This window comes from Aeromonas sp. S9(2024) (assembly GCF_041403185.1).
Taxonomy (GTDB): domain Bacteria; phylum Pseudomonadota; class Gammaproteobacteria; order Enterobacterales; family Aeromonadaceae; genus Aeromonas; species Aeromonas enteropelogenes.
Genome location: NZ_JBGLRE010000001.1, coordinates 435,401 through 454,423, shown reverse-complemented (window position 1 = coordinate 454,423; position 19,023 = coordinate 435,401). Strand labels below are relative to the sequence as shown.

At 60.6% G+C, this 19,023-nt stretch carries 20 protein-coding genes; 19 read left to right on the top strand and 1 reads right to left on the bottom strand.

Annotation, left to right across the window (positions count from 1 at the left end; all coding sequences use genetic code 11):
- Positions 1-111: 111 nt before the first annotated feature.
- Complete coding sequence (gene glk, locus ACB028_RS02015; RefSeq protein WP_371143371.1) at positions 112-1,152, bottom strand: glucokinase; 1,041 nt, start codon at positions 1,150-1,152, stop codon at positions 112-114.
- A 277-nt stretch (positions 1,153-1,429) separates the two neighbouring features.
- Between glk and ACB028_RS02010 the strand changes: the two genes are divergently transcribed.
- From ACB028_RS02010 to flhB, 19 genes are all read left to right on the top strand, one after another.
- Positions 1,430-2,287 carry a MurR/RpiR family transcriptional regulator gene (locus ACB028_RS02010; RefSeq protein WP_040096037.1) on the top strand — a complete coding sequence of 286 codons (858 nt, stop codon included), beginning with the start codon at positions 1,430-1,432 and terminating at the stop codon, positions 2,285-2,287.
- A 163-nt stretch (positions 2,288-2,450) separates the two neighbouring features.
- Positions 2,451-3,890 carry a pyruvate kinase gene (pyk, locus tag ACB028_RS02005; RefSeq protein WP_026456067.1) on the top strand — a complete coding sequence of 480 codons (1,440 nt, stop codon included), beginning with the start codon at positions 2,451-2,453 and terminating at the stop codon, positions 3,888-3,890.
- A gap of 226 nt (positions 3,891-4,116) precedes the next feature.
- Positions 4,117-4,896 carry a hypothetical protein gene (locus ACB028_RS02000; protein ID WP_201976922.1) on the top strand — a complete coding sequence of 260 codons (780 nt, stop codon included), beginning with the start codon at positions 4,117-4,119 and terminating at the stop codon, positions 4,894-4,896.
- Positions 4,897-5,045: 149 nt separating this feature from the next.
- Entirely contained in the window at positions 5,046-5,429 is a 384-nt protein-coding gene (locus ACB028_RS01995) for a hypothetical protein (protein WP_224211297.1), read from the top strand.
- A 123-nt stretch (positions 5,430-5,552) separates the two neighbouring features.
- Positions 5,553-5,870, top strand: a complete 318-nt coding sequence (fliE, locus tag ACB028_RS01990) for a flagellar hook-basal body complex protein FliE (protein ID WP_026456070.1) — start codon at positions 5,553-5,555, stop codon at positions 5,868-5,870.
- An 11-nt stretch (positions 5,871-5,881) separates the two neighbouring features.
- Complete coding sequence (gene fliF / locus ACB028_RS01985; RefSeq protein ID WP_042024819.1) at positions 5,882-7,585, top strand: flagellar basal-body MS-ring/collar protein FliF; 1,704 nt, start codon at positions 5,882-5,884, stop codon at positions 7,583-7,585.
- The gene (fliG, locus tag ACB028_RS01980) at positions 7,578-8,639 is read left to right on the top strand and encodes a flagellar motor switch protein FliG (RefSeq protein ID WP_026456071.1); all 1,062 of its coding nucleotides are present in this window, start codon (positions 7,578-7,580) and stop codon (positions 8,637-8,639) included. Before fliF ends, fliG begins: the two co-directional genes overlap by 8 nt.
- A gap of 69 nt (positions 8,640-8,708) precedes the next feature.
- On the top strand, positions 8,709-9,512 hold the full coding sequence (gene fliH, locus ACB028_RS01975) for a flagellar assembly protein FliH (protein ID WP_371143370.1): 804 nt from the start codon (positions 8,709-8,711) through the stop codon (positions 9,510-9,512).
- A 57-nt stretch (positions 9,513-9,569) separates the two neighbouring features.
- Entirely contained in the window at positions 9,570-10,901 is a 1,332-nt protein-coding gene (fliI, locus tag ACB028_RS01970; RefSeq protein WP_371143369.1) for a flagellar protein export ATPase FliI, read from the top strand.
- Positions 10,902-10,926: 25 nt separating this feature from the next.
- The gene (fliJ, locus tag ACB028_RS01965; protein WP_026456074.1) at positions 10,927-11,367 is read left to right on the top strand and encodes a flagellar export protein FliJ; all 441 of its coding nucleotides are present in this window, start codon (positions 10,927-10,929) and stop codon (positions 11,365-11,367) included.
- Positions 11,368-11,433: 66 nt separating this feature from the next.
- On the top strand, positions 11,434-13,428 hold the full coding sequence (locus ACB028_RS01960) for a flagellar hook-length control protein FliK (RefSeq protein ID WP_371143368.1): 1,995 nt from the start codon (positions 11,434-11,436) through the stop codon (positions 13,426-13,428).
- Positions 13,429-13,485: 57 nt separating this feature from the next.
- Positions 13,486-14,007 carry a flagellar basal body-associated protein FliL gene (fliL, locus tag ACB028_RS01955; RefSeq protein ID WP_042072164.1) on the top strand — a complete coding sequence of 174 codons (522 nt, stop codon included), beginning with the start codon at positions 13,486-13,488 and terminating at the stop codon, positions 14,005-14,007.
- A gap of 7 nt (positions 14,008-14,014) precedes the next feature.
- Positions 14,015-15,085 (top strand): flagellar motor switch protein FliM, encoded by a 1,071-nt coding sequence (gene fliM, locus ACB028_RS01950; RefSeq protein WP_042024822.1) that lies wholly within the window; start codon positions 14,015-14,017, stop codon positions 15,083-15,085.
- A 49-nt stretch (positions 15,086-15,134) separates the two neighbouring features.
- Positions 15,135-15,527 (top strand): flagellar motor switch protein FliN, encoded by a 393-nt coding sequence (fliN, locus tag ACB028_RS01945; RefSeq protein WP_011705280.1) that lies wholly within the window; start codon positions 15,135-15,137, stop codon positions 15,525-15,527.
- A 112-nt stretch (positions 15,528-15,639) separates the two neighbouring features.
- Entirely contained in the window at positions 15,640-16,023 is a 384-nt protein-coding gene (gene fliO / locus ACB028_RS01940) for a flagellar biosynthetic protein FliO (RefSeq protein WP_042024823.1), read from the top strand.
- The gene (gene fliP / locus ACB028_RS01935) at positions 16,010-16,759 is read left to right on the top strand and encodes a flagellar type III secretion system pore protein FliP (RefSeq protein WP_371143367.1); all 750 of its coding nucleotides are present in this window, start codon (positions 16,010-16,012) and stop codon (positions 16,757-16,759) included. The genes fliO and fliP overlap by 14 nt, the downstream gene beginning before the upstream one ends.
- Before the next feature lie 27 nt (positions 16,760-16,786).
- Positions 16,787-17,056, top strand: a complete 270-nt coding sequence (gene fliQ / locus ACB028_RS01930; protein WP_026457793.1) for a flagellar biosynthesis protein FliQ — start codon at positions 16,787-16,789, stop codon at positions 17,054-17,056.
- Positions 17,053-17,850 (top strand): flagellar biosynthetic protein FliR, encoded by a 798-nt coding sequence (fliR, locus tag ACB028_RS01925; protein ID WP_201976925.1) that lies wholly within the window; start codon positions 17,053-17,055, stop codon positions 17,848-17,850. The genes fliQ and fliR overlap by 4 nt, the downstream gene beginning before the upstream one ends.
- Positions 17,843-18,973 carry a flagellar biosynthesis protein FlhB gene (gene flhB, locus ACB028_RS01920; protein ID WP_026457795.1) on the top strand — a complete coding sequence of 377 codons (1,131 nt, stop codon included), beginning with the start codon at positions 17,843-17,845 and terminating at the stop codon, positions 18,971-18,973. Before fliR ends, flhB begins: the two co-directional genes overlap by 8 nt.
- Positions 18,974-19,023: the final 50 nt, after the last annotated feature.

The following is a 19,023-nucleotide window of genomic DNA, read 5'->3' as shown; positions in this document are numbered from 1 at the left end:
GTTTCCACTCCATGTGAAGTCCTGCCCTCTTGATTACGTGACGTCACTTTATGTCATGGTCACTGAATCGAGGCTGAACCATGGCATGATCCTTGCGGTGACAGGCTTTGCTCAGATCTTGAGTCCCATCGACTGGCGCAAATAAGCTCCCGCGCCGAGTAGTCCCGGACCCTCATGGGTGATCAGAAATACCGGGATATCCTTGAGGTAGGATTTGAAACGCCCCTTGTCTTCAAACGCCACCCGAAAACCCGAGCCGGTAAAAAACTCCTGGAAGCGCGGCACTATGCCGCCCGCAATATAGACGCCGCCAAAGGTGCCCATGTTGAGTGCTAGGTTGCCGGCAAAACGGCCCATCAGCACGCAGAACAGGCTCAAGGTGCGGCGACAGTCCAGGCATGAGTTGGCCAGGGCGCGCTCGGTAATGTCTTTCGGCGCCAGTGCTTCGGGTTCGCGACCATCGGATTTCACCAGGCCGCGATAGAGATTGACCAGCCCTGGGCCAGAGAGGAAGCGCTCGGCCGAGACATGACCCAGTTCGCCACGCATCACCTGCAAAACGGCGTCTTCCTCTTCGCTGTTGGCGGCAAAATCCACATGCCCCCCTTCGCCCGGCAGGCTCAGCCACTGCTCACCGGCCTTGACCAGATGGGCCACGCCAAGGCCGGTACCAGCTCCATAGATGGCGATGGGTTTGCCTGCCACGGGGGCACCTCCGCCCAGCTGGATGCGATCTTCTTCCGGCAGCACGGGAACAGCCATGGAGACGGCGGTAAAGTCGTTGATCACCAGCAGGCGCTCAAGACCGAGATTGGTCTGCATCTCCTTGATGGAGAATTCCCAGCTGTGGTTGGTCATGGCGACCCAGTCACCATTGATGGGGCAGGCAATGGCGATGCAAGCCTCGCTTACTTTTGCTGCGTGCTCATCCAGATAGAGGCGTACGACGGCTTCGAGAGAGGGGTGGGCAAGACCTGAATAGGTTTTTGCCTGGGAGATAGTGCCGGTGGCCAGCTCACACAGGGCCAGACGCGCATTGGTACCGCCGACATCGCCGACCAGCGCATGGGTATGCTGCATAACAACTCCTTCGTTACAGGCTTCGGACGACCATTGGCGTCCCGAGATTATTGTTGGATTGTGACGGGCCATTCTATCCGAGCCAGGCCCCGCTCACCCACCGGAACGGCACAAACGTGCGCCTGCTCACAGTGTTGTTGCTTTGCAACATTTGTAAGCGCTTTCAGGGCTAGGTGACGTTTTGTAACGAAAAGTACGAAATAATTAGAGATGAGTCATACTTTGTATGGCAGGTGTTAGTTGCGATAACCACTTGTCTTGTATAGTCATCAGGTTGATTGGAAACCTGCTTAGCCGTAAGTTGAGTGCAAAGACACTGAAGCTAAATTACAAAAAATGCCTGGTGGTGATGATGAATACCCTTGATAAAATTACAAATAACTTGGAAAGTTTCAGTAAATCAGAACGCAAGGTCGCCGAGGTGATCCTGGCGTCTCCCCAAACTGCCATTCACTCCAGCATCGCCGCCCTGGCCAAAATGGCCGACGTCAGTGAACCGACCGTCAACCGTTTTTGTCGTCGTCTCGATACCAAGGGTTTTCCCGATTTCAAACTGCACCTGGCCCAGAGCCTGGCCAATGGTACACCCTATGTGAACCGTCACGTAGAGGCGGAAGATGGCCCCGATACCTATACCGCCAAGATCTTCGAATCCACCATGGCCTGCCTGGATGCGGCCAAAAACAGCCTGGATATCTCAGCCATCAATCGCTGCGTCGATATCTTGACCCAGTCCAAGAAGATCAGCTTCTTCGGCCTTGGCGCCTCTTCGGCCGTCGCCCGCGATGCCCAGAACAAATTCTTCCGCTTCAACATCCCGGTAGTGAGCTTCGATGACATCGTCATGATGCGCATGAGCTGCATCAACAGCTCAGAGGGGGATGTGGTGGTGCTCATCTCTCACACCGGCCGCACCAAGGCGCTGGTCGAGATTGCCGCGCTGGCCCGCGAAAACGATGCCACCGTCATCGGCATGACCGCCAAGGATTCGCCGCTGGCCCGCGAGTGCAACCTGGTGCTCTCCATGGATGTGCCGGAAGACACCGATGTCTATATGCCGATGGCTTCCCGTATCGCCCAGCTGGCGCTGGTGGATGTGCTGGCGACCGGTTTCACCCTGCGCCGGGGGATGAAGTTTCGCGAAAACCTGAAAAAAGTGAAAGAGGGACTGCGCGAATCCCGCTTCGATACACCGCACTCTTCCTGAATCGTCGGGGGGTGACCCCCCGGCTGTCTATGCCACCCTGCTTTGGTGTAGTATTGTAATTTAATAACAAAAGCCACCCAGATGGCTGGCAAACGGATGCCTGTCGGCATCCGCTTGATGGGGCAGAATTTCAAGTCATATCAACTTCATATTGGAGTCTTTCATGCCTAGACGTACAAAGATTGTAACCACACTCGGTCCGGCTACCGACCGCGAAGGGATCCTGGAAGGGATCATCCGCGCCGGCGCCGACATGGTGCGGATGAATTTCTCTCACGGCACTCCTGAAGATCATATCCAGCGCGCCAACCAGGTGCGTGACATTGCTGCCAAACTCGGCCGCCACGTGGCCATCATGGGTGACCTGCAGGGCCCGAAAATCCGTGTTTCCACTTTCAAGGATGGCAAGATCTACCTGGCCATCGGTGACAAGTTCGTATTGGACGCCGCCCTCGGCAAGGGTGAAGGCTGCCAGGAGCAGGTGGGGATCGACTACAAGAGCCTGCCCAATGACGTAGTGCCTGGCGACATCCTGCTGCTGGACGACGGTCGTGTGCAACTGAAGGTAGAGCGTGTCGAAGGTACTCGCATTCACACCACAGTGACTGTTGCGGGCCCGCTCTCCAACAACAAGGGCATCAACAAGAAAGGGGGCGGCCTCTCCGCGCCGGCTCTGACCGAGAAAGACAAGGAAGATATCAAGACTGCCGCCCGCATGAATGTGGACTACCTGGCTGTCTCCTTCCCCCGCTGCGGCGATGACCTGCGCTACGCCCGCGAGCTGGCCCGCGAAGCCGGTTCCAACGCCAAGATCGTGGCCAAGGTCGAGCGCGCCGAAACCGTCGCCACCGATGAGGCGATGGAAGACATCATTCTTGGCTCCGATGCCGTCATGGTGGCTCGTGGCGATCTGGGTGTCGAGATCGGCGACCCCGAGCTGGTGGGTGTGCAGAAGAAGCTGATCCGCTACTCCCGTCGTTTGAACCGGGTGGTGATCACCGCGACCCAGATGATGGAGTCGATGATCAATGCGCCGCTGCCGACCCGTGCCGAGGTGATGGACGTCGCCAACGCCGTGCTGGATGGTACCGATGCGGTGATGCTCTCTGCCGAAACCGCCGCCGGCCAGTTCCCCATCGAGACAGTGACCTCCATGGCCAGCGTCTGCGTGGGCGCCGAGAAGCACCCGAGCCTGAACGTCTCCAACCACCGCATGAGTTACACCTTCACCTCGGTGGAGGAAGCCGTCGCCATGTCCACCATGTATGCGGCCAACCACCTGGAAGGGGTCAAGGCGATCGTGGCGCTGACCGAATCCGGTACTACCCCGCTGCTGATGTCTCGCATCAGCTCCGGTCTGCCGATCTTCGCTCTGTCACCGCACAACAAGACACTGGCCTGGACCAACCTCTACCGCGGCGTGACCCCGGTGCTGTTTGACGGCGACGAGACCAAGCCGGTCTACGAAGTGTGCCGCGATGCGCTGGACGTGCTCAAGGCCAAGGGACTGCTGCAAAGCGGCGACATGGTACTGCTCACTCACGGCGACAAGATGGAAACCGTCGGTAGTACCAACACCTGCAAGGTGATGATGGTCGAATAAGGCCTTTCATCCGCCAAGGCAACCAGAAAGCTGTTCACCGCGAGGTGAGCAGCTTTTTTATATTCGTCTGCCGTACCGGTTACGAGGACCCATTGGCGAAGAGGCCGGGGATATAATGTGGCTCTCTGGCCTAAGCGGCACCCCACGGCTAAAACATGGTATGGTTTGCTGTCACAGCTGAAGACAGATTGCTTGTTACACCGCGAAGCATACGAGGAGATCTGGCATGAATCCGGGTAAAAAATGGGTGATGGCCCTGTCGCTGGGGCTGGTGTTGTCACCGGCTCACGCGGACTGGGCCAAGTTGAAAGAGGCGGCGTCCGATCTCGGCACTGCGGTCAGCGAGACCAGCAAGGAGGTCTGGCAGGATGTCAGCGATTTTTCCAAGAAGAGCTGGGCCTCCGTCTCCGCCTGGGGCGAGGATGCCTTCAATACCGCCGGGGTCTGGACTGACAAGAGCATCGCCACCGGCAAGGAGTGGCTGGCGGTCGCCGACAAGAAGCTCGACGAGATGCTCGAACCCGAGACCCCGGAAGAGGCGCGCCTTGCCCTCAACACCATGGCCGATACCGCGCTGGTGAGGTTGTTCAACGAGCAACCTTCGGCCAAGTTGCTGTTTGACAAGGCATATGGCTATGCGGTGTTCGATTCGCGCAAGTTCTCCCTGATGCTCCATACCAACCAGGGGGCCGGGGTGGCAATCGATCGCACCACGGGCAAGCACACCTACATGAAGATGTTTGGCGCGGGTATTGCCGCGGGTCTGGGAGGCAAGTTTTACCAGCAGGTGATCCTGTTTGAAGACAAGGCGCGGTTTGATGCCTTCGTCACCCAGGGATGGGAAGCGACCTCAGAAGTGGGGGCCGTGGCCGGCAAGGAGAGCGCCGAGCTCACCGCCAAGTACAACGGTGGCATGGCCATCTACCAGATCGGCGAGAAGGGGTTGCTGCTGGACGCCAATATTTCCGGCTCCAAATACTGGATAGACAAGGATCTGACCCAGTGATTGCGCAGGCTTTGAGCAACCGCATCTTTTTCTTCGCTCACAGTGAATTGTTGTCTGTTTAAATGACGCAACTTGCAGTAAAAAGAGGGCCATCGGCCCTCTTTTTCATGGGCGCAAGCAGGATTTGTCAGCAGAACAAGGAGAGTGGCATGGCACAAGCAGCAGAACAGGGCGGGATGGACGCGGCCCCGAGCTGGGACAAGCAGAGCGTCTATCTGCGTCTGCAGGATGGGATCCCCATGGCCTTCTGGGTCAAGGGGGAGCAGGTCTCTCCCCTCGAGCCCAGCCCTGAAGGATCGCAATATCGTGGGCATTTCGGCTGGGGGCGTGCCGATGAGGCGACCATGGCCCTGGCGGATGCCATCGTTGCCAGGCTGGTGGTGGAGAGACTGATCCCTCCCGAGCTGGCGGCGAGCCGCGCGGGTTACCTTCACAACGAAGTGTTGGTCAAGCTGCCCGCCGGGGAACACTACGATCTGCATCTGAGCTATCTGAGGCTGTTGTTGGGCGAGGGGGCCGTGCCGCGGCCGTGACTGGCGCCGGTTCGTCATCGCCCTCTGCGACCACCCATTCCCCTGGCTTGAGGGCATTTTTCCTAATTGGCACTTTTATTGCTTGGAGCCTGTCAGCGTCAATGATTTGTCTGGGGATGAAAAATGGAAATTAGTGCAAGCAGCCTGATGCAAGAGATGCAGGCCCTCAAGATTGAGGCAGGCGCCACACCGCTGACACAACCCGGTCGCCAGGTGACTTCCGATTTTGGCCAGTTGCTGCAGCAGGCACTTGGCAACGTCAACGAATTGCAAGGGGCTGCCAACGATCTGCGCACCCGTTTCGATATGGGTGACAAGTCGGTGGATCTGTCGGAAGTCATGATCGCAGGCCAGAAGTCCTCCATTGCCTTCGAGGCAACGGTACAGGTCCGCAACAAGATGGTCGATGCCTACAAGACCATCATGAACATGCCAGTGTAAGGATTTGAATCGTGGCTACTGACCAAAACGGCGAACTGCTGATGAACGATGAGGGCACCGCCGCCCTCGATGAAAATGAGCAGAAGAGTTCGGCGCTGGGCTTCTTGTCCAACACCGACGTGCTGCGGCAAATCACCCTGATCCTGGGGCTGGCCATCTGCCTGGCCATCGCCGTCTTCATCCTGTTGTGGGGCAAGGAGCCGGACATGCGTCCCCTTGGCACCTACACCACCCAGGAGCTGGTCAAGACCCTCGATTTTCTCGATCAGCAGAAGATCCCCTATCAGGTAGATGGCAAGAGCGTGCTGGTCAGCGCCGAAAACTACCCCAGCATCAAGCTGGCCCTGACCCGTGCCGGTCTGGTCAATGCGAGCGACATGACCAATGACGGCGAAGATATTCTGCTCAAGGATTCCAGCTTCGGCGTCAGCCAGCGGATGGAGAGCGAGCGCCTGAAATTGAGCCGCGAGCGTCAGCTGGCCAGCGCCATCGAGCAGTTCCAGAGCGTAGCCAGTGCCCAGGTGCTGCTGGCCATCCCCAAAGAGAACGTGTTTGCCCGCAACGAGCGCAAACCCAGCGCGACCGTGGTACTCAAGCTCAAGGGCGCCGCCCTCAATCAGGGGGAGGTGGACTCCATCGTCGACATGGTCGCCTCCGCCGTGCACGGCCTGGTGCCGACTCGCGTCACTGTGACCGATCAGAACGGTCGTTTGCTCAACTCCGGTTCCCAGGATCCTGTCTCTGCCCAGACTCGCAAGGAGTTTGCGATGCAGCAGAAGCAGGAACTCGAATACAAACAAAAAATTGACGCCATCCTGATCCCGGTGCTTGGCGCTGACAATTATACGGCGGAGGTCGATCTCTCCCTCGACTTCTCCCAGCAGGAGCAGACCCGCAAGACCTACAATCCCGACTTGCCGGCGGTGCGCTCCGAAATGACTCTGGAGGAGAACAGCTCCAGCGGCAGCAACGGCGGCATCCCGGGGGCCCTCTCCAACCAGCCGCCTGCCGCCTCCAATATTCCCGAACAGGCGACCGGTGGCGAGTCCGGCTCCGCCGCCTCGGGTCGCTCCCGCAAGGAGGCGACCCGCAACTTCGAACTCGATACCACCGTCAGCCACACCCGTCGCCAGATGGGGGGCATTCGCCGCATGACCGTCTCGGTCGCGGTGGATTACAAGTCGGTGACCGGTGCCGATGGCAAGGTCACCCGCGAGGCGCGCACCCAGGCCGAGCTCGATACCCTGCGCCGTCTGCTCGGCGGTGGCCTTGGCTTTGACGTGACCCGGGGTGACACCCTGGAAGTGGTCGCCATTCCGTTCAACCGTCCCGAGCTGGAAGTGGTGGGTGAGCCGCCGCTCTACGAACAGCCCTGGTTCTGGCGCGCAGTGCGCATCGCTGCCTCCGTGCTGGTCATCATCGTCCTTATCGTCACCGTGGTGCGCCCCATGCTCAAGCGCCTGCTCTACCCGGATGCCAAGCCGGAAGGGGAGCTGGATTTCGACAACCACACCGTGCTGGGTGGCGACGACGAACTGAGCTTGTTGGCGGCCCAAGCAGAAGCCGAGCCTGTGTTTGGATTGCGCGATGGTCAGCTCAAGCTGCCTGATCTGCACCGGGATGAAGACTTGCTCAAGGCGGTCCGTGCGCTGGTGGCGAACGAACCGGATCTGGCCGCTCAGGTCATTAAAGAATGGGTAACCAAAGATGCCTGAAGAGAATAAAAGCCAGGTCACCGGCAACGATATCACCGAAAGCCAGCGTCTGATCCTGGATCAGATGTCCGGCATGGAGATGGCGGCGGTATTGATGCTGAGCCTCAACGAGGAGGATGCAGCCCAGATCTTCCGCCACCTCGAACCCAAGCAGGTGCAGCGGCTCGGCATGTCGATGGCCTCCATGTCCGACTTCAGTCACGATCGGGTGGCGGCGGTGCACCGCCAGTTTATCGACGACATCCAGAAGTACACCAATATCGGTATCGGCAGCGAAGACTTCGTGCGCAAGGCTCTGGTGGCCGCCCTTGGCGAAGACAAGGCGAGCAACCTGGTGGATCAGATTATCCTGGGGTCCGGTGCCCGCGGCCTCGATTCCCTCAAATGGATGGATGCTCGCCAGGTGGCCAGCATCATCCAGAACGAGCACCCGCAGATCCAGACCATCGTGCTCTCCTATCTCGAGCCCGAGCAGTCTGCCGAGATCCTGAGCCAGTTCCCGGAGCAGGTGCGCCTGGATCTGGTGATGCGTATCGCCAACCTGGAAGAGGTGCAACCGGCGGCGCTGCAAGAGTTGAACGACATCATGGAGAAACAGTTCGCCGGTGCGGCGGGCGCCCAGGCAGCCAAGATGGGCGGCCTGAAGGCGGCAGCCAACATCATGAACTACCTCGATACCAACATCGAAGGCCAGCTGATGGACTCCATCCGCGAGTCGGACGAGGAGATGAGCCAGCAGATCCAGGATCTGATGTTCGTGTTCGAAAACCTGATCGATGTGGACGATCGCGGCATCCAGACCATGCTGCGGGAAGTGCCCGGCGATCTGCTGCAACGGGCCCTCAAGGGCTCCGACGATCAGATGCGCGAGAAGATCTTCAAGAACATGTCCAAACGGGCCGCCGAGATGCTGGCGGACGATCTGGAGGCCATGGGCCCGATCCGGGTCTCCGAAGTGGAGGCCGCCCAGAAGGAGATCCTCTCCATCGCCCGCCGTCTGGCGGATGCCGGCGAGATCATGCTGGGCTCCGGTGGCGGCGACGAGTTCCTCTAAGCCATGATCAACAAGTGGTATGGTGATGGCGGGCCAGCAACTGGTCGCGACGAGGAGCGCTGCTGAAAGATGAACAACAAACTGCGTGGCTATGTGCGCCCGGACAACGACAACACCCAGGTAGAGACCTGGGGCTGGCCCGAGATGGAGGTCGAGTCCGAAGTCGAGACCAATGCGCTGGGACTCTCCCCTGACTGGTACCAGCAGGAAGAGGAGGTGGTGGAGCCTGAGCCCGAACAGGAGCCGACCCCCAGCATCACCGCCGAGGAGCTGGAGGCCATTCGCCAGGCCGCCTGGGAAGAGGGAATGGCCGAAGGCCGTGAGGCAGGATTTGCCAAGGGGCTGGAAGAGGGCAAGCTGGAGGGCTTGCAGCAGGGTCATGCCGCCGGTCTCGAGCAGGGACGTGAGGAGGGGCTGGCCATGGGCCGCGAGCTGGTGGAGCAGGAGATAGCCCACTGGCAGGAACTGGCCTCCCGATTGGCCAATCCCCTGAATGAGCTGGATCAGGCCGTGGAGCAGCAGCTCATCGCTCTGGTACAGCAGCTGGCCCGAGCGCTGATTCGCCATGAGGCCGAGACCTCGCCCCGCATGCTGCTGGAGGCGCTCAAAGAGGGGCTGGCCCTGCTGCCCGCCGCCGAGCAGGGAGTCACCCTGATGCTCCATCCCGACGATGTGGCCCGGGTCGAGCAGGCGTTCGGGGCCGAAGAGTGCGCCAAGCGCCACTGGCGACTGCAAAGCGATCCCACCCTCTCCCCCGGCGATCTGCAGCTGGCGACCGAACTCTCCAGCATCGATCTGACCCTGGCTGGGCGTATTGATCAGCTGCTGCGCAACTTTCTGCGGGACAACGCATCCCGGGATCCCCATTCATGACAGCGTCCGGGTTGGCCGAGGCCGGCCCGGGCGTTTTTTCGTATCAGAGGAGGCCAGATGAGCGACTCGTTGCTCAACCGGTTGCAAGGGTATCGGGTTCGCGATAGCGCGCCCAAGCCGCCCGTCGCCGGAAAATTGACCCGGGTGGTGGGGCTGACCCTGGAGGCCATAGGTTGCCGCGCCGCCATCGGGGCCCTCTGTCGCATCGATACCCTGGATGGCACCCTGGAGGCTGAGGTAGTCGGCTTTTCCGGCGATCGCCTCTATCTGATGCCGAGCGAGCAGCTCAAGGGGGTGATCCCGGGTGCCCGTGTGGTGCCCATCACCGAGGAGCACGGCATCCCGGTCGGCATGAACCTGCTCGGTCGGGTCATCGATGGCATCGGTCAGCCCCTCGATGGCTTAGGTCCCATCCTCTCCTCCCACTCGGTGCAGTTTGCCCAGCATCGCATCAACCCGCTCTCCCGCCGTCCCATTCATCAGCCGATGGATGTGGGGGTGCGCGCCATCAACGCCGTGCTGACCGTGGGTCAAGGCCAGCGGATGGGGCTATTCGCCGGCTCCGGCGTCGGCAAATCCGTGCTGCTTGGCATGATGACCCGTGGCTCGGTGGCGGACGTGGTGGTGGTGGGCCTCATCGGTGAGCGGGGCCGGGAGGTGAAAGAGTTTATCGAGGAGATCCTAGGGGAGGAGGGGCGTGCCCGCTCCGTGGTGGTGGCGGCCCCTGCCGATGCCTCGCCCCTGATGCGCCTCAAGGGGTGCGAGACGGCGCTCGCCATCGCCGAGTATTTTCGCGATCAGGGGCTCAACGTGCTGCTGCTGATGGATTCGCTCACCCGCTATGCCCAGGCCCAGCGCGAGATCGCACTGGCGGTGGGTGAGCCCCCGGCGACTAAAGGGTATCCGCCCTCTGTGTTCGCCAAATTGCCGGCGCTGGTGGAGCGGGCGGGCAACGGCAGCGACGGCCAGGGCTCCATTACGGCGTTTTTTACCGTGCTGACGGAAGGGGACGATCTGCAGGATCCCATCGCCGATGCGGCGCGAGCCATCCTCGATGGCCACATAGTGTTGTCGCGCGAACTCGCCGACTCGGGCCACTACCCGGCCATCGACATCGAGAAATCCATCAGCCGGGTCATGCCCATGGTCACCTCGCCGGAGCACATGGAGCTGGCCCGTACCCTCAAGCAGTTCTACTCCCTCTATCAGCAGAACCGGGATCTCATCACCATCGGTGCCTACAGCCAGGGCTCGGATCCCCGCATCGACCGCGCCATCATCCAGAAACCCTATCTGGATCAGTTCTTGCAGCAGGGTATGCGCGAGGTCATCCACTATGACGATGGCCTGCAAGCCTTGCAGATGGTGGCCATGCCGCTGATGCGCTGACGACGGATGAGGGGAGAGAGCGGCGATGAGTAAAGGGTTGGTGTTGCTGGCCGAGCGGCTGGTCGAGGCCGAACAGCAGTGTGCGCTGGCGCTGGTCAAGGCGCAGCAGGATCTGAAGCTGTTCATGGATCAGCAAAACGCCCTCAACCAGTACCGCCAGATCTATCACCAGCAGTGGACCGATCGCGGCCTGCAGGGGATCAGCGCCCAGCAGAATACCCAGTATCACGCCTTCATCAACAAGCTCGAACAGGCCGCCACCCAGCAAAGTGAAGGGGTGCAGCAGGTGCGCCAGGCGCTGGAGCAGCGGCGGGAAGCCTGGCTGGCGGCCCAGCAGCGGCGCAAGGCGGTGGAGCTGCTGCTGGAGAAGCAGGCCAGCCGCGAGCAGCAGAAGGCCCAGCGTCAGGAGCAGAAGATGCTGGATGAGTACGCCATACTGAGGCGTTTCCATCAATCTGGCCTGTAACTTGCTTTGAACTGAACATTGCCGGTGGCCCTGACGTGGGCACCTCCAGAATTCAGGGATCCCATCATGATGCAGACAGTGTTGACACAGGCGCCTTCGACTCTGACGAATGGCTTGGAAAATGCCTCCCTGAACGGCGTGGCGGAAACCGGCGGCAGCGATGGCGGCAATCCGTCCGGACAGAGAGGGGATTTCGCCACCGAGATCGCCAAGGCTCAGGGGACGGGCTCGGCGCCAGAGCGCGTAAAGAGTGCCCCCGAGGCTTCTTCTTCCCAGACAGCCAAATCTTTGGCGACCGATGAGGTGTCGTCCGAGGTGGAGGCTGCCGGCTCTGACAAACCCGCCAAATCCGATAAATCCGACACGAAAGCAGAGGATCTCCCCGCCAGCGATTTTCTGCTCCGTCTGCAAGACTCCCTCAAGCTCGACACCACCCTGGTCACGGCGCCGGCGGTGCCCTTGCCTGCACAAGTGGTGGCGGAACAAGACGCGGCCATCGACCCCGCTTTTGTGGCGAACGGCAATCTCTTGCCGCAAGAGGGGGAGGGTGACGTGCTGGCCGATAACGACGGGCTCTCGTCATCAGCGGGCAAGCTGGCCCAGACTCTGGCTGCCAAAGGCGGCGAGACTTCCTTGCCAGCTTCGAGTGCAACGCCAATGCCTTCCGTGTCGTCAGCCCTGACGGAGGGAAGCCTGCCTACCGCGTCCCTGGCGGATGAAGCCGAGGCTGTGCAGTCCAAGATGGTCCCGGCAGATGAAGGAAAATCCATATTGGCTGATGCCGTATTGGAGGGGGAAGATGACAAGGTCTCTCTCAAGGATGATCCGCGACTGTCTGGTGCCGTGAAAGGGGACAAGCCCCTCTCTGCCCAGGATCGTCTGGCCCAACTGGCTGGTCGCCTGCCCGGCGAGGAGCAGACGCCTCCCCTGAAGCAGGGTGAGGCGGTGCAGGGGAAAGAGGGCGAAGAGAGCAAGAGCAAACCCGACATCCCCCCCATGGCGAGCAAGGTGTCACCTGGCCAGGGCGCGCACCTGCAGGGGCCGGCCGCGGCGGCCAGGGCGTTCGGTGAAGGCATCAAGCAACCTGATGCCAGCGTGCAGGCCAGCGCCTCCGAGGCTCGGAGCAAGGGAAAAGAACCCGCGCAGAGTGGCCAGCAGGTCGTACCCGCCAATTCAGCCAGCAGTGATGCCAGCGCGGCCAAGGCGGCCAGCGCCAATGCCGCGGTACAGAGCAGCCCGGTGGCCGCCGGCGATGCGGGCACCACACCTCCTGTGATGACGGCGCCGCAACAGGCATTGGCCCAGGCTCAACCCCAGGGGCCCCAGGCACCGCTGTCGACCATCTCGGCCGGTATCCAGCAGATGGAGGTGACAGGTAGCAGCGAGCTGCGCAAGGCGATGGCCCAGGAGGTGAAGCAGAAGGTCGCCGAGGCGAGCAAGAGCCGGCCGGGCGCCGCCTCCGCCAGCACTGGCAATGATGCCCAGAGCGTGCAGCCGGGGCAGGGCAGCCAGCCGCAACCCCAGGTAACGGAGAGCAAGGGGCCAACCATGCCGGAGGCTGGTGTGCGCCGTGAGCCGCAATCCTTGCCCCATCTGAACCTGGCCAGCAAGGATGCTCCCGCCGAGCTGCACCAGAAGGTCAATGTGATGCTGGCGGACAAGCTGCAACAGGCGGAGATCCAGCTCGACCCCCTCGGCCTGGGCAAGATGAAGATCCAGATCCAGATCGGGGCCGATAGCCAGGCCAACGTCCATTTTGTGGTACAACATGGTCAGACCCGCGAGATGCTGGAGCAGACCATTCCCCGGCTGCGCGAGATGCTGGCCGGTCAGGGTATCCAGCTCGGTCAGACCCAGGTGCAGCAGCAGGCGCCCCAGCAGGGCCAACAGGGGCAGCAAGGCTTCAGCGGACAGGGTCAACAGGGTCAACAGGGTCAACAGGGCCAACAGGGTGGCCAGTCAGGCGCTTCCGAGGGACAAGGTGGCGTCGAGGTGGCGAGTTCCGGCCGAAGTTTGCTGGCGGAATCGACAAACGGTTCCGGAATTGATTTCTATGCTTGATGCAATCCCGAGTAAGTTTATGATACCGAACAAGTTTGAGACTAGGGTGGACAAGGGATGGCTGACGATAACGAACTGACGCTAAAAGACCCCGCTGCGGGCAAGAAAAAAAAGCTGATCATTATCATTGCCCTGGCCGTCATCTTGCTGGCCGGTGGCGGTGCAGGGGCCTGGTTTATGCTCTCCGGCTCTGACAAACCGGCAGAGGGTGAGCAGAGTGAGCAGGCCGATGGCGCAGCGGCGAAGGATGCGGCGCCCCAGCCGTCACTCTATGTCGGTATGCCCCGCCCCTTCGTGTTCAACGTGGCGGGGGCGCAGCGTGATCGACTGGTGCAGATCAAGATCCAGCTGATGGTGCGCGGCACCGCCGACGAGGCCCTGGCCAAGCAACATATTCCACTGATCGAAGGGACCCTGCTGCGGGTCTTCAGTGCCGCACCCGCCGAGCAGTTGATGACCTTCGAAGGCAAGGAGAAGCTGCGCAAGGATTCACTGGAAGAGTGCCGTCGGGTGCTCAATGACCTGGTCTCTTCCCCCGTTATCGAACAAGTGCTGTTTACCGGCTTTGTAATGCAATAGGTGAAGCGTGAGCGATCTGTTAAGTCAGGACGAAATTGATGCCCTCTTGCACGGTGTCGATGATGTCGAAGAGGAAGAGATAGGGGCGGCGGGGGATCCCGGCGTTGCCCAGTTTGACTTCTCCTCCCAGGACCGCATCGTCCGTGGCCGAATGCCGACCCTGGAGCTGGTGAACGAGCGTTTCGCCCGCCATATGCGCATCAGCCTGTTCAACATGATGCGCCGCACCGCCGAGGTCTCCATCAACGGCGTGCAGATGCTGAAATTCGGCGAGTATGTCCATACCCTGTTCGTGCCGACCAGTCTCAACATGGTGCGCTTTCGTCCCCTCAAAGGCACGGCGCTCATCACCATGGAGGCGCGTCTGGTCTTCATCCTGGTGGAGAACTTCTTCGGCGGCGATGGTCGCTATCATGCCAAGATCGAGGGGCGCGAGTTCACCCCGACCGAGCGACGCATCATCCAGATGCTGCTCAAGCTGGTCTTTGAAGATTACAAGGATGCCTGGGCGCCGGTGATGGACGTGGGCTTCGAGTACCTCGACTCCGAGGTGAACCCGGCCATGGCCAACATCGTCAGTCCCACCGAGGTGATCGTAGTGAGCTCGTTCCACATCGAGCTGGACGGCGGCGGTGGCGACTTTCACGTCGCCATGCCCTACTCCATGCTGGAACCGATTCGCGAGCTGCTCGATGCCGGTGTGCAGAGCGATAAGGGCGACACCGACGTGCGCTGGAGCAAGGCCCTGCGCGACGAGATCATGGACGTCAAGGTGGAGCTGAGGGCCAAGTTGCTGGAGACCGAGCTCACCCTGCGCGAACTGATGGAGCTGCAGCCCGGTGACATCATTCCGGTGGAGATGCCGGAGAACCTGCTGGTGTTTGTGGAGGATCTGCCCACCTTCCACGCCAAGATGGGTCGCACCAAGGACAACGTGGCGCTCAAGATCACCGACAAGCTCAAACGCCCGGAAGGGGTCAAGACAGAGATGCATCTGGTGACCCGGGGCGGTGTACGCATCGATGGCGAAGCCGAGCTGGAAGAGCTCGAGCGCAGCATCGAAGATCAACAGCCATAATCGGCCCCTGAAGCGATTCAGGGGTCACGAAGTAGCATAAGGAACCAAGATGAGCGGAACTGATGAAGAGGATCTGATGGCGGATGCCTGGGCTGCCGCGCTGGAGGAGCAGGTAACGGCTGAAGCCAAACCGGCCCCCCTCGAGGAGCTGAAGGACGATGCGCCAATCAGTGCCGAAGAGCGGCGCAAACTCGACACCATTCTGGATATTCCGGTCACCATCGCTATGGAGGTGGGCCGCAGCCAGATCAGCATTCGCAACCTGCTGCAGCTGAACCAGGGCTCCGTAGTGGAGCTGGATCGCGTGGCGGGCGAGCCGCTGGACGTGCTGGTCAACGGCACCCTGATCGCCCACGGCGAGGTAGTGGTGGTGAACGACAAGTTCGGTATCCGTCTGACCGATGTCATCAGCCAGATAGAAAGGATCAAGAAGCTCAAATGACAAGATTCATAGTGTCGCCGATATGGGCTCCCCGGATGCTGACCAAGAAGTTCGGCATCCCTTCTGTGTTGGCCGATGCCATCAGTCAGATTGAACGGATCAAGAAACTCAAATGATGCGCCTGCTCCTGTTACTGCTGTTGCCCCTGCCTGCGCTGGCCGACGTCGGGGGCGCGGCCAATCCCCCCAGCCTGAGCTCCTGGCTGCTCTCCAGCCTGATGGTGATCGGCCTCATTTTGGTGCTGGGCTTTTTGCTCAAGAAGAGCAAGATTGCCAACGCCATGGGGGGCGGGCAGATGCGGGTCATCGCCAGCCTGCCAGTCGGCTACAAGGAGAAGCTGATGGTGGTCAAGGTGGGCGAGCAACAGCTGCTGATCGGGGTCACCCCGCAGCAGGTCAACTTCCTCTATCGCCTGGAGGAGCCGCTGGACGAGAGCCAGCCCCAGGCGTTTTCCCAGCAGCTCGGCAAATTGATGGGCAAGCATGAACAAAGCTAACTGGATCTGGCTGCTGGTCGGCCTGCTGTCACCCCTTGCCATGGCCCAGGACGGCGGCATGTCGGCGGTGACCGTCAAGACCATGGCGGACGGCAGTCAGGAGTACAGCCTGACCCTGCAAGTGCTGGCCTTGATGACGGCGCTCTCTTTCCTGCCGGCCATGGTCATCATGATGACCTCCTTTACCCGCATCGTCGTCGTGCTCGGCATCCTGCGCCAGGCCATCGGTCTGCAGCAGAGCCCCTCCAACCAGGTGCTGATCGGCATCGCCCTGTTCATGTCGTTCTTCATCATGTCGCCGGTGCTGGATCGCATCAACAACGAGGCGCTGCAGCCCTATCTGGCGGAGACCATCCTGGCCAAGGAGGCACTCGAGCGGGCCCAGTTGCCCATCCATCAGTTCATGCTGGCCCAGACCCGGGTCAAGGATCTCAATACCTTCATGGAGATCGCCAACGTCCAGGTGGCCAAGCCCGCCGACGTGCCGCTGCGGGTGCTGATCCCGGCCTTCGTCACCAGCGAACTCAAGACAGCCTTCCAGATTGGCTTCATGCTGTTCCTGCCGTTTCTGGTCATCGACCTGGTGGTAGCCAGTATTCTGATGGCCATGGGTATGATGATGCTCTCCCCGATGATCGTCTCCCTGCCATTCAAGCTGATGCTGTTCGTCATGGTGGATGGCTGGAACCTCATTCTGGGATCGCTGGCCAACAGCTTCGGACTGGGTGCCGGCTAAGCCGGCCAAGCGCAAGGAGCCCTGCATATGAGTCCGGAAACTTTTGTCGACGTCTTTCGTGAGGCGCTTTGGCTGGTGAACATCATGGTGAGCGCCGTGATCCTGCCCAGCCTGTTCGTCGGCTTGATGGTCGCCATCTTTCAGGCTGCCACCTCCATCAACGAACAGACTCTGAGCTTCCTGCCACGTCTCATCGTCACCCTGTTTGCCCTGGGGGCGGGGGCCCACTGGGGCCTGCAGAGCCTGATGGACTTCTTTATCCTGATGGTCAGCCAGATCCCCGAGGTGGTGGGATGACCTATACAACCGCTCTTATCATGGAGTGGTTGTCTTCCATCCTTTGGCCACTGGCGCGGGTGAGCAGCCTCCTGATGGTGATGGCGGTGTTTGGCAGTCGCCTGACGCCGGCGCGCGTGCGCATGGGGCTGGCGCTGGCCATCACCTTTCTGATCTCGCCACTACTACCCAAGATGCCGCCGGTCGAGCTCTTCTCCGTCGGCAGTTTTCTGGTGCTGGCCCAGCAGCTGCTCATCGGTGTGGCGCTGGGTCTGATGACCCAGTTTCTGATGGAGAGCTTCGTGATGGCCGGCCAGGTCATCGCCATGCAGACCAGCCTGGGTTTTGCCACCCTGGTGGATCCCATGAATGGCCAGTCTGCCCCCGTGGTAGGCCAGTTTTATCTGATGCTGGCGACCTTGGTCTTTCTCGCGGTGGATGGCCATCTCATCATGCTGCGTCTGGTGATCTTGAGTTTCGAGACGCTGCCGGTATCGGACACCGGGCTGTCGCTCCCCTCCATCCGGACCCTGATCGGTTTTCTCGGGGTCATGTATCAGGCCTCTCTGGTGATGGCGCTCTCCGCCATCGTTGCGCTGCTGCTTATCAACTTTGCGTTCGGCGTCATGACCCGGGCGGCCCCCCAGCTCAACATTTTCAGCATCGGCTTTGCGGTCAGCATGATGTCGGGTCTGCTGATCCTCTGGCTCACCATCGGCGGCTTCCTCGGTCATTTCGATACCATGTGGGAGAGGGTGCAGGAGGTCAGCTGCGAGCTGATCGGCACCCAGTGCTTCGGAGGCACCCATGGCTGATACCGATCAGGAACGTACCGAACAACCCACGGGCAAACGACTGCAACAAGCCCGTGAAAAAGGGCAGATTGCACGCTCCAAGGAGCTGGGTACCGCCAGCGTGCTGCTGGCGGCCGTGTTCGGATTGCTGATGATCAAGGCTTCCCTGGCGACCGCCATGATCAAGGTGCTCACCATGGGATTCACCCTGGATCGGGATCAAGCCTTCGATCCCGCAGCCATGATCGCCATGGTGCCGGCCCTGTTGTCGGAATTGATACTTCCCTTGGGGATGCTGTTTGCGCTGGTGGCCATCGCCGCCTTCGTCGGCAACATCTTGATGGGGGGGATGAACTTTTCCACCGAGGCCATGATGCCCAAGTTCAGCAAGCTGAGCCCCATCAACGGCTTCAAGCGGATGTTCGGCGTTCAGTCCCTGATCGAGCTGGTCAAGTCCATCGCCAAGGTGGTCTTCATCAGCCTGTTCGCCTGGTGGATGCTGTCGAGCCAGTTCAACCACCTGCTCAACCTCTCCCTGGAGGGCTTCCCCGGTGGCATCATAGACGCGCTGGAGCTGTTTTTGTGGATGCTCATCATCCTCTGCTGCGCCCTCATTCCCATCGTGGCCATCGACGTGCCGTTCCAGCAGTGGAACCACATGCGCCAGCTCAAGATGACCAAGCAGGAGGTGAAGGACGAATTCAAGGACAGCGAGGGCAAGCCCGAGGTGAAGGGGCGGATCCGCCGTCTGCAGATGGAGATGGCAATGCGGCGCATGATGGGGGAGATCCCCAAGGCCGATGTGGTGATCACCAACCCGACCCACTATTCGGTGGCGCTTCAGTATGAGGCGGGCAAGCCCGGTGCGGCGCCCAAGGTGATCGCCAAGGGGACTGACGAGATTGCAATGAAAATTCGGGAAATTGCGCGGGAATATGAAATTCCCATCATGCCCTCTCCCGAACTGACCCGGGCCATCTACCACTCCACCGAGCTCGGGCGCGAGATCCCGGAAGGGCTGTTTGCCGCTGTGGCCCAGGTGCTGGCCTATGTCTTCCAGCTCAAGAAATTCCGCCGTGGCCAGGGGCGTCGTCCGCAACCGCTGGCCAAGGATCTCCCCATCCCGCCTGAATATCGCAAATGACAAACTTCTGACGTCGTCAAAATAAAATCATTCAAAATCAATGCATTGAA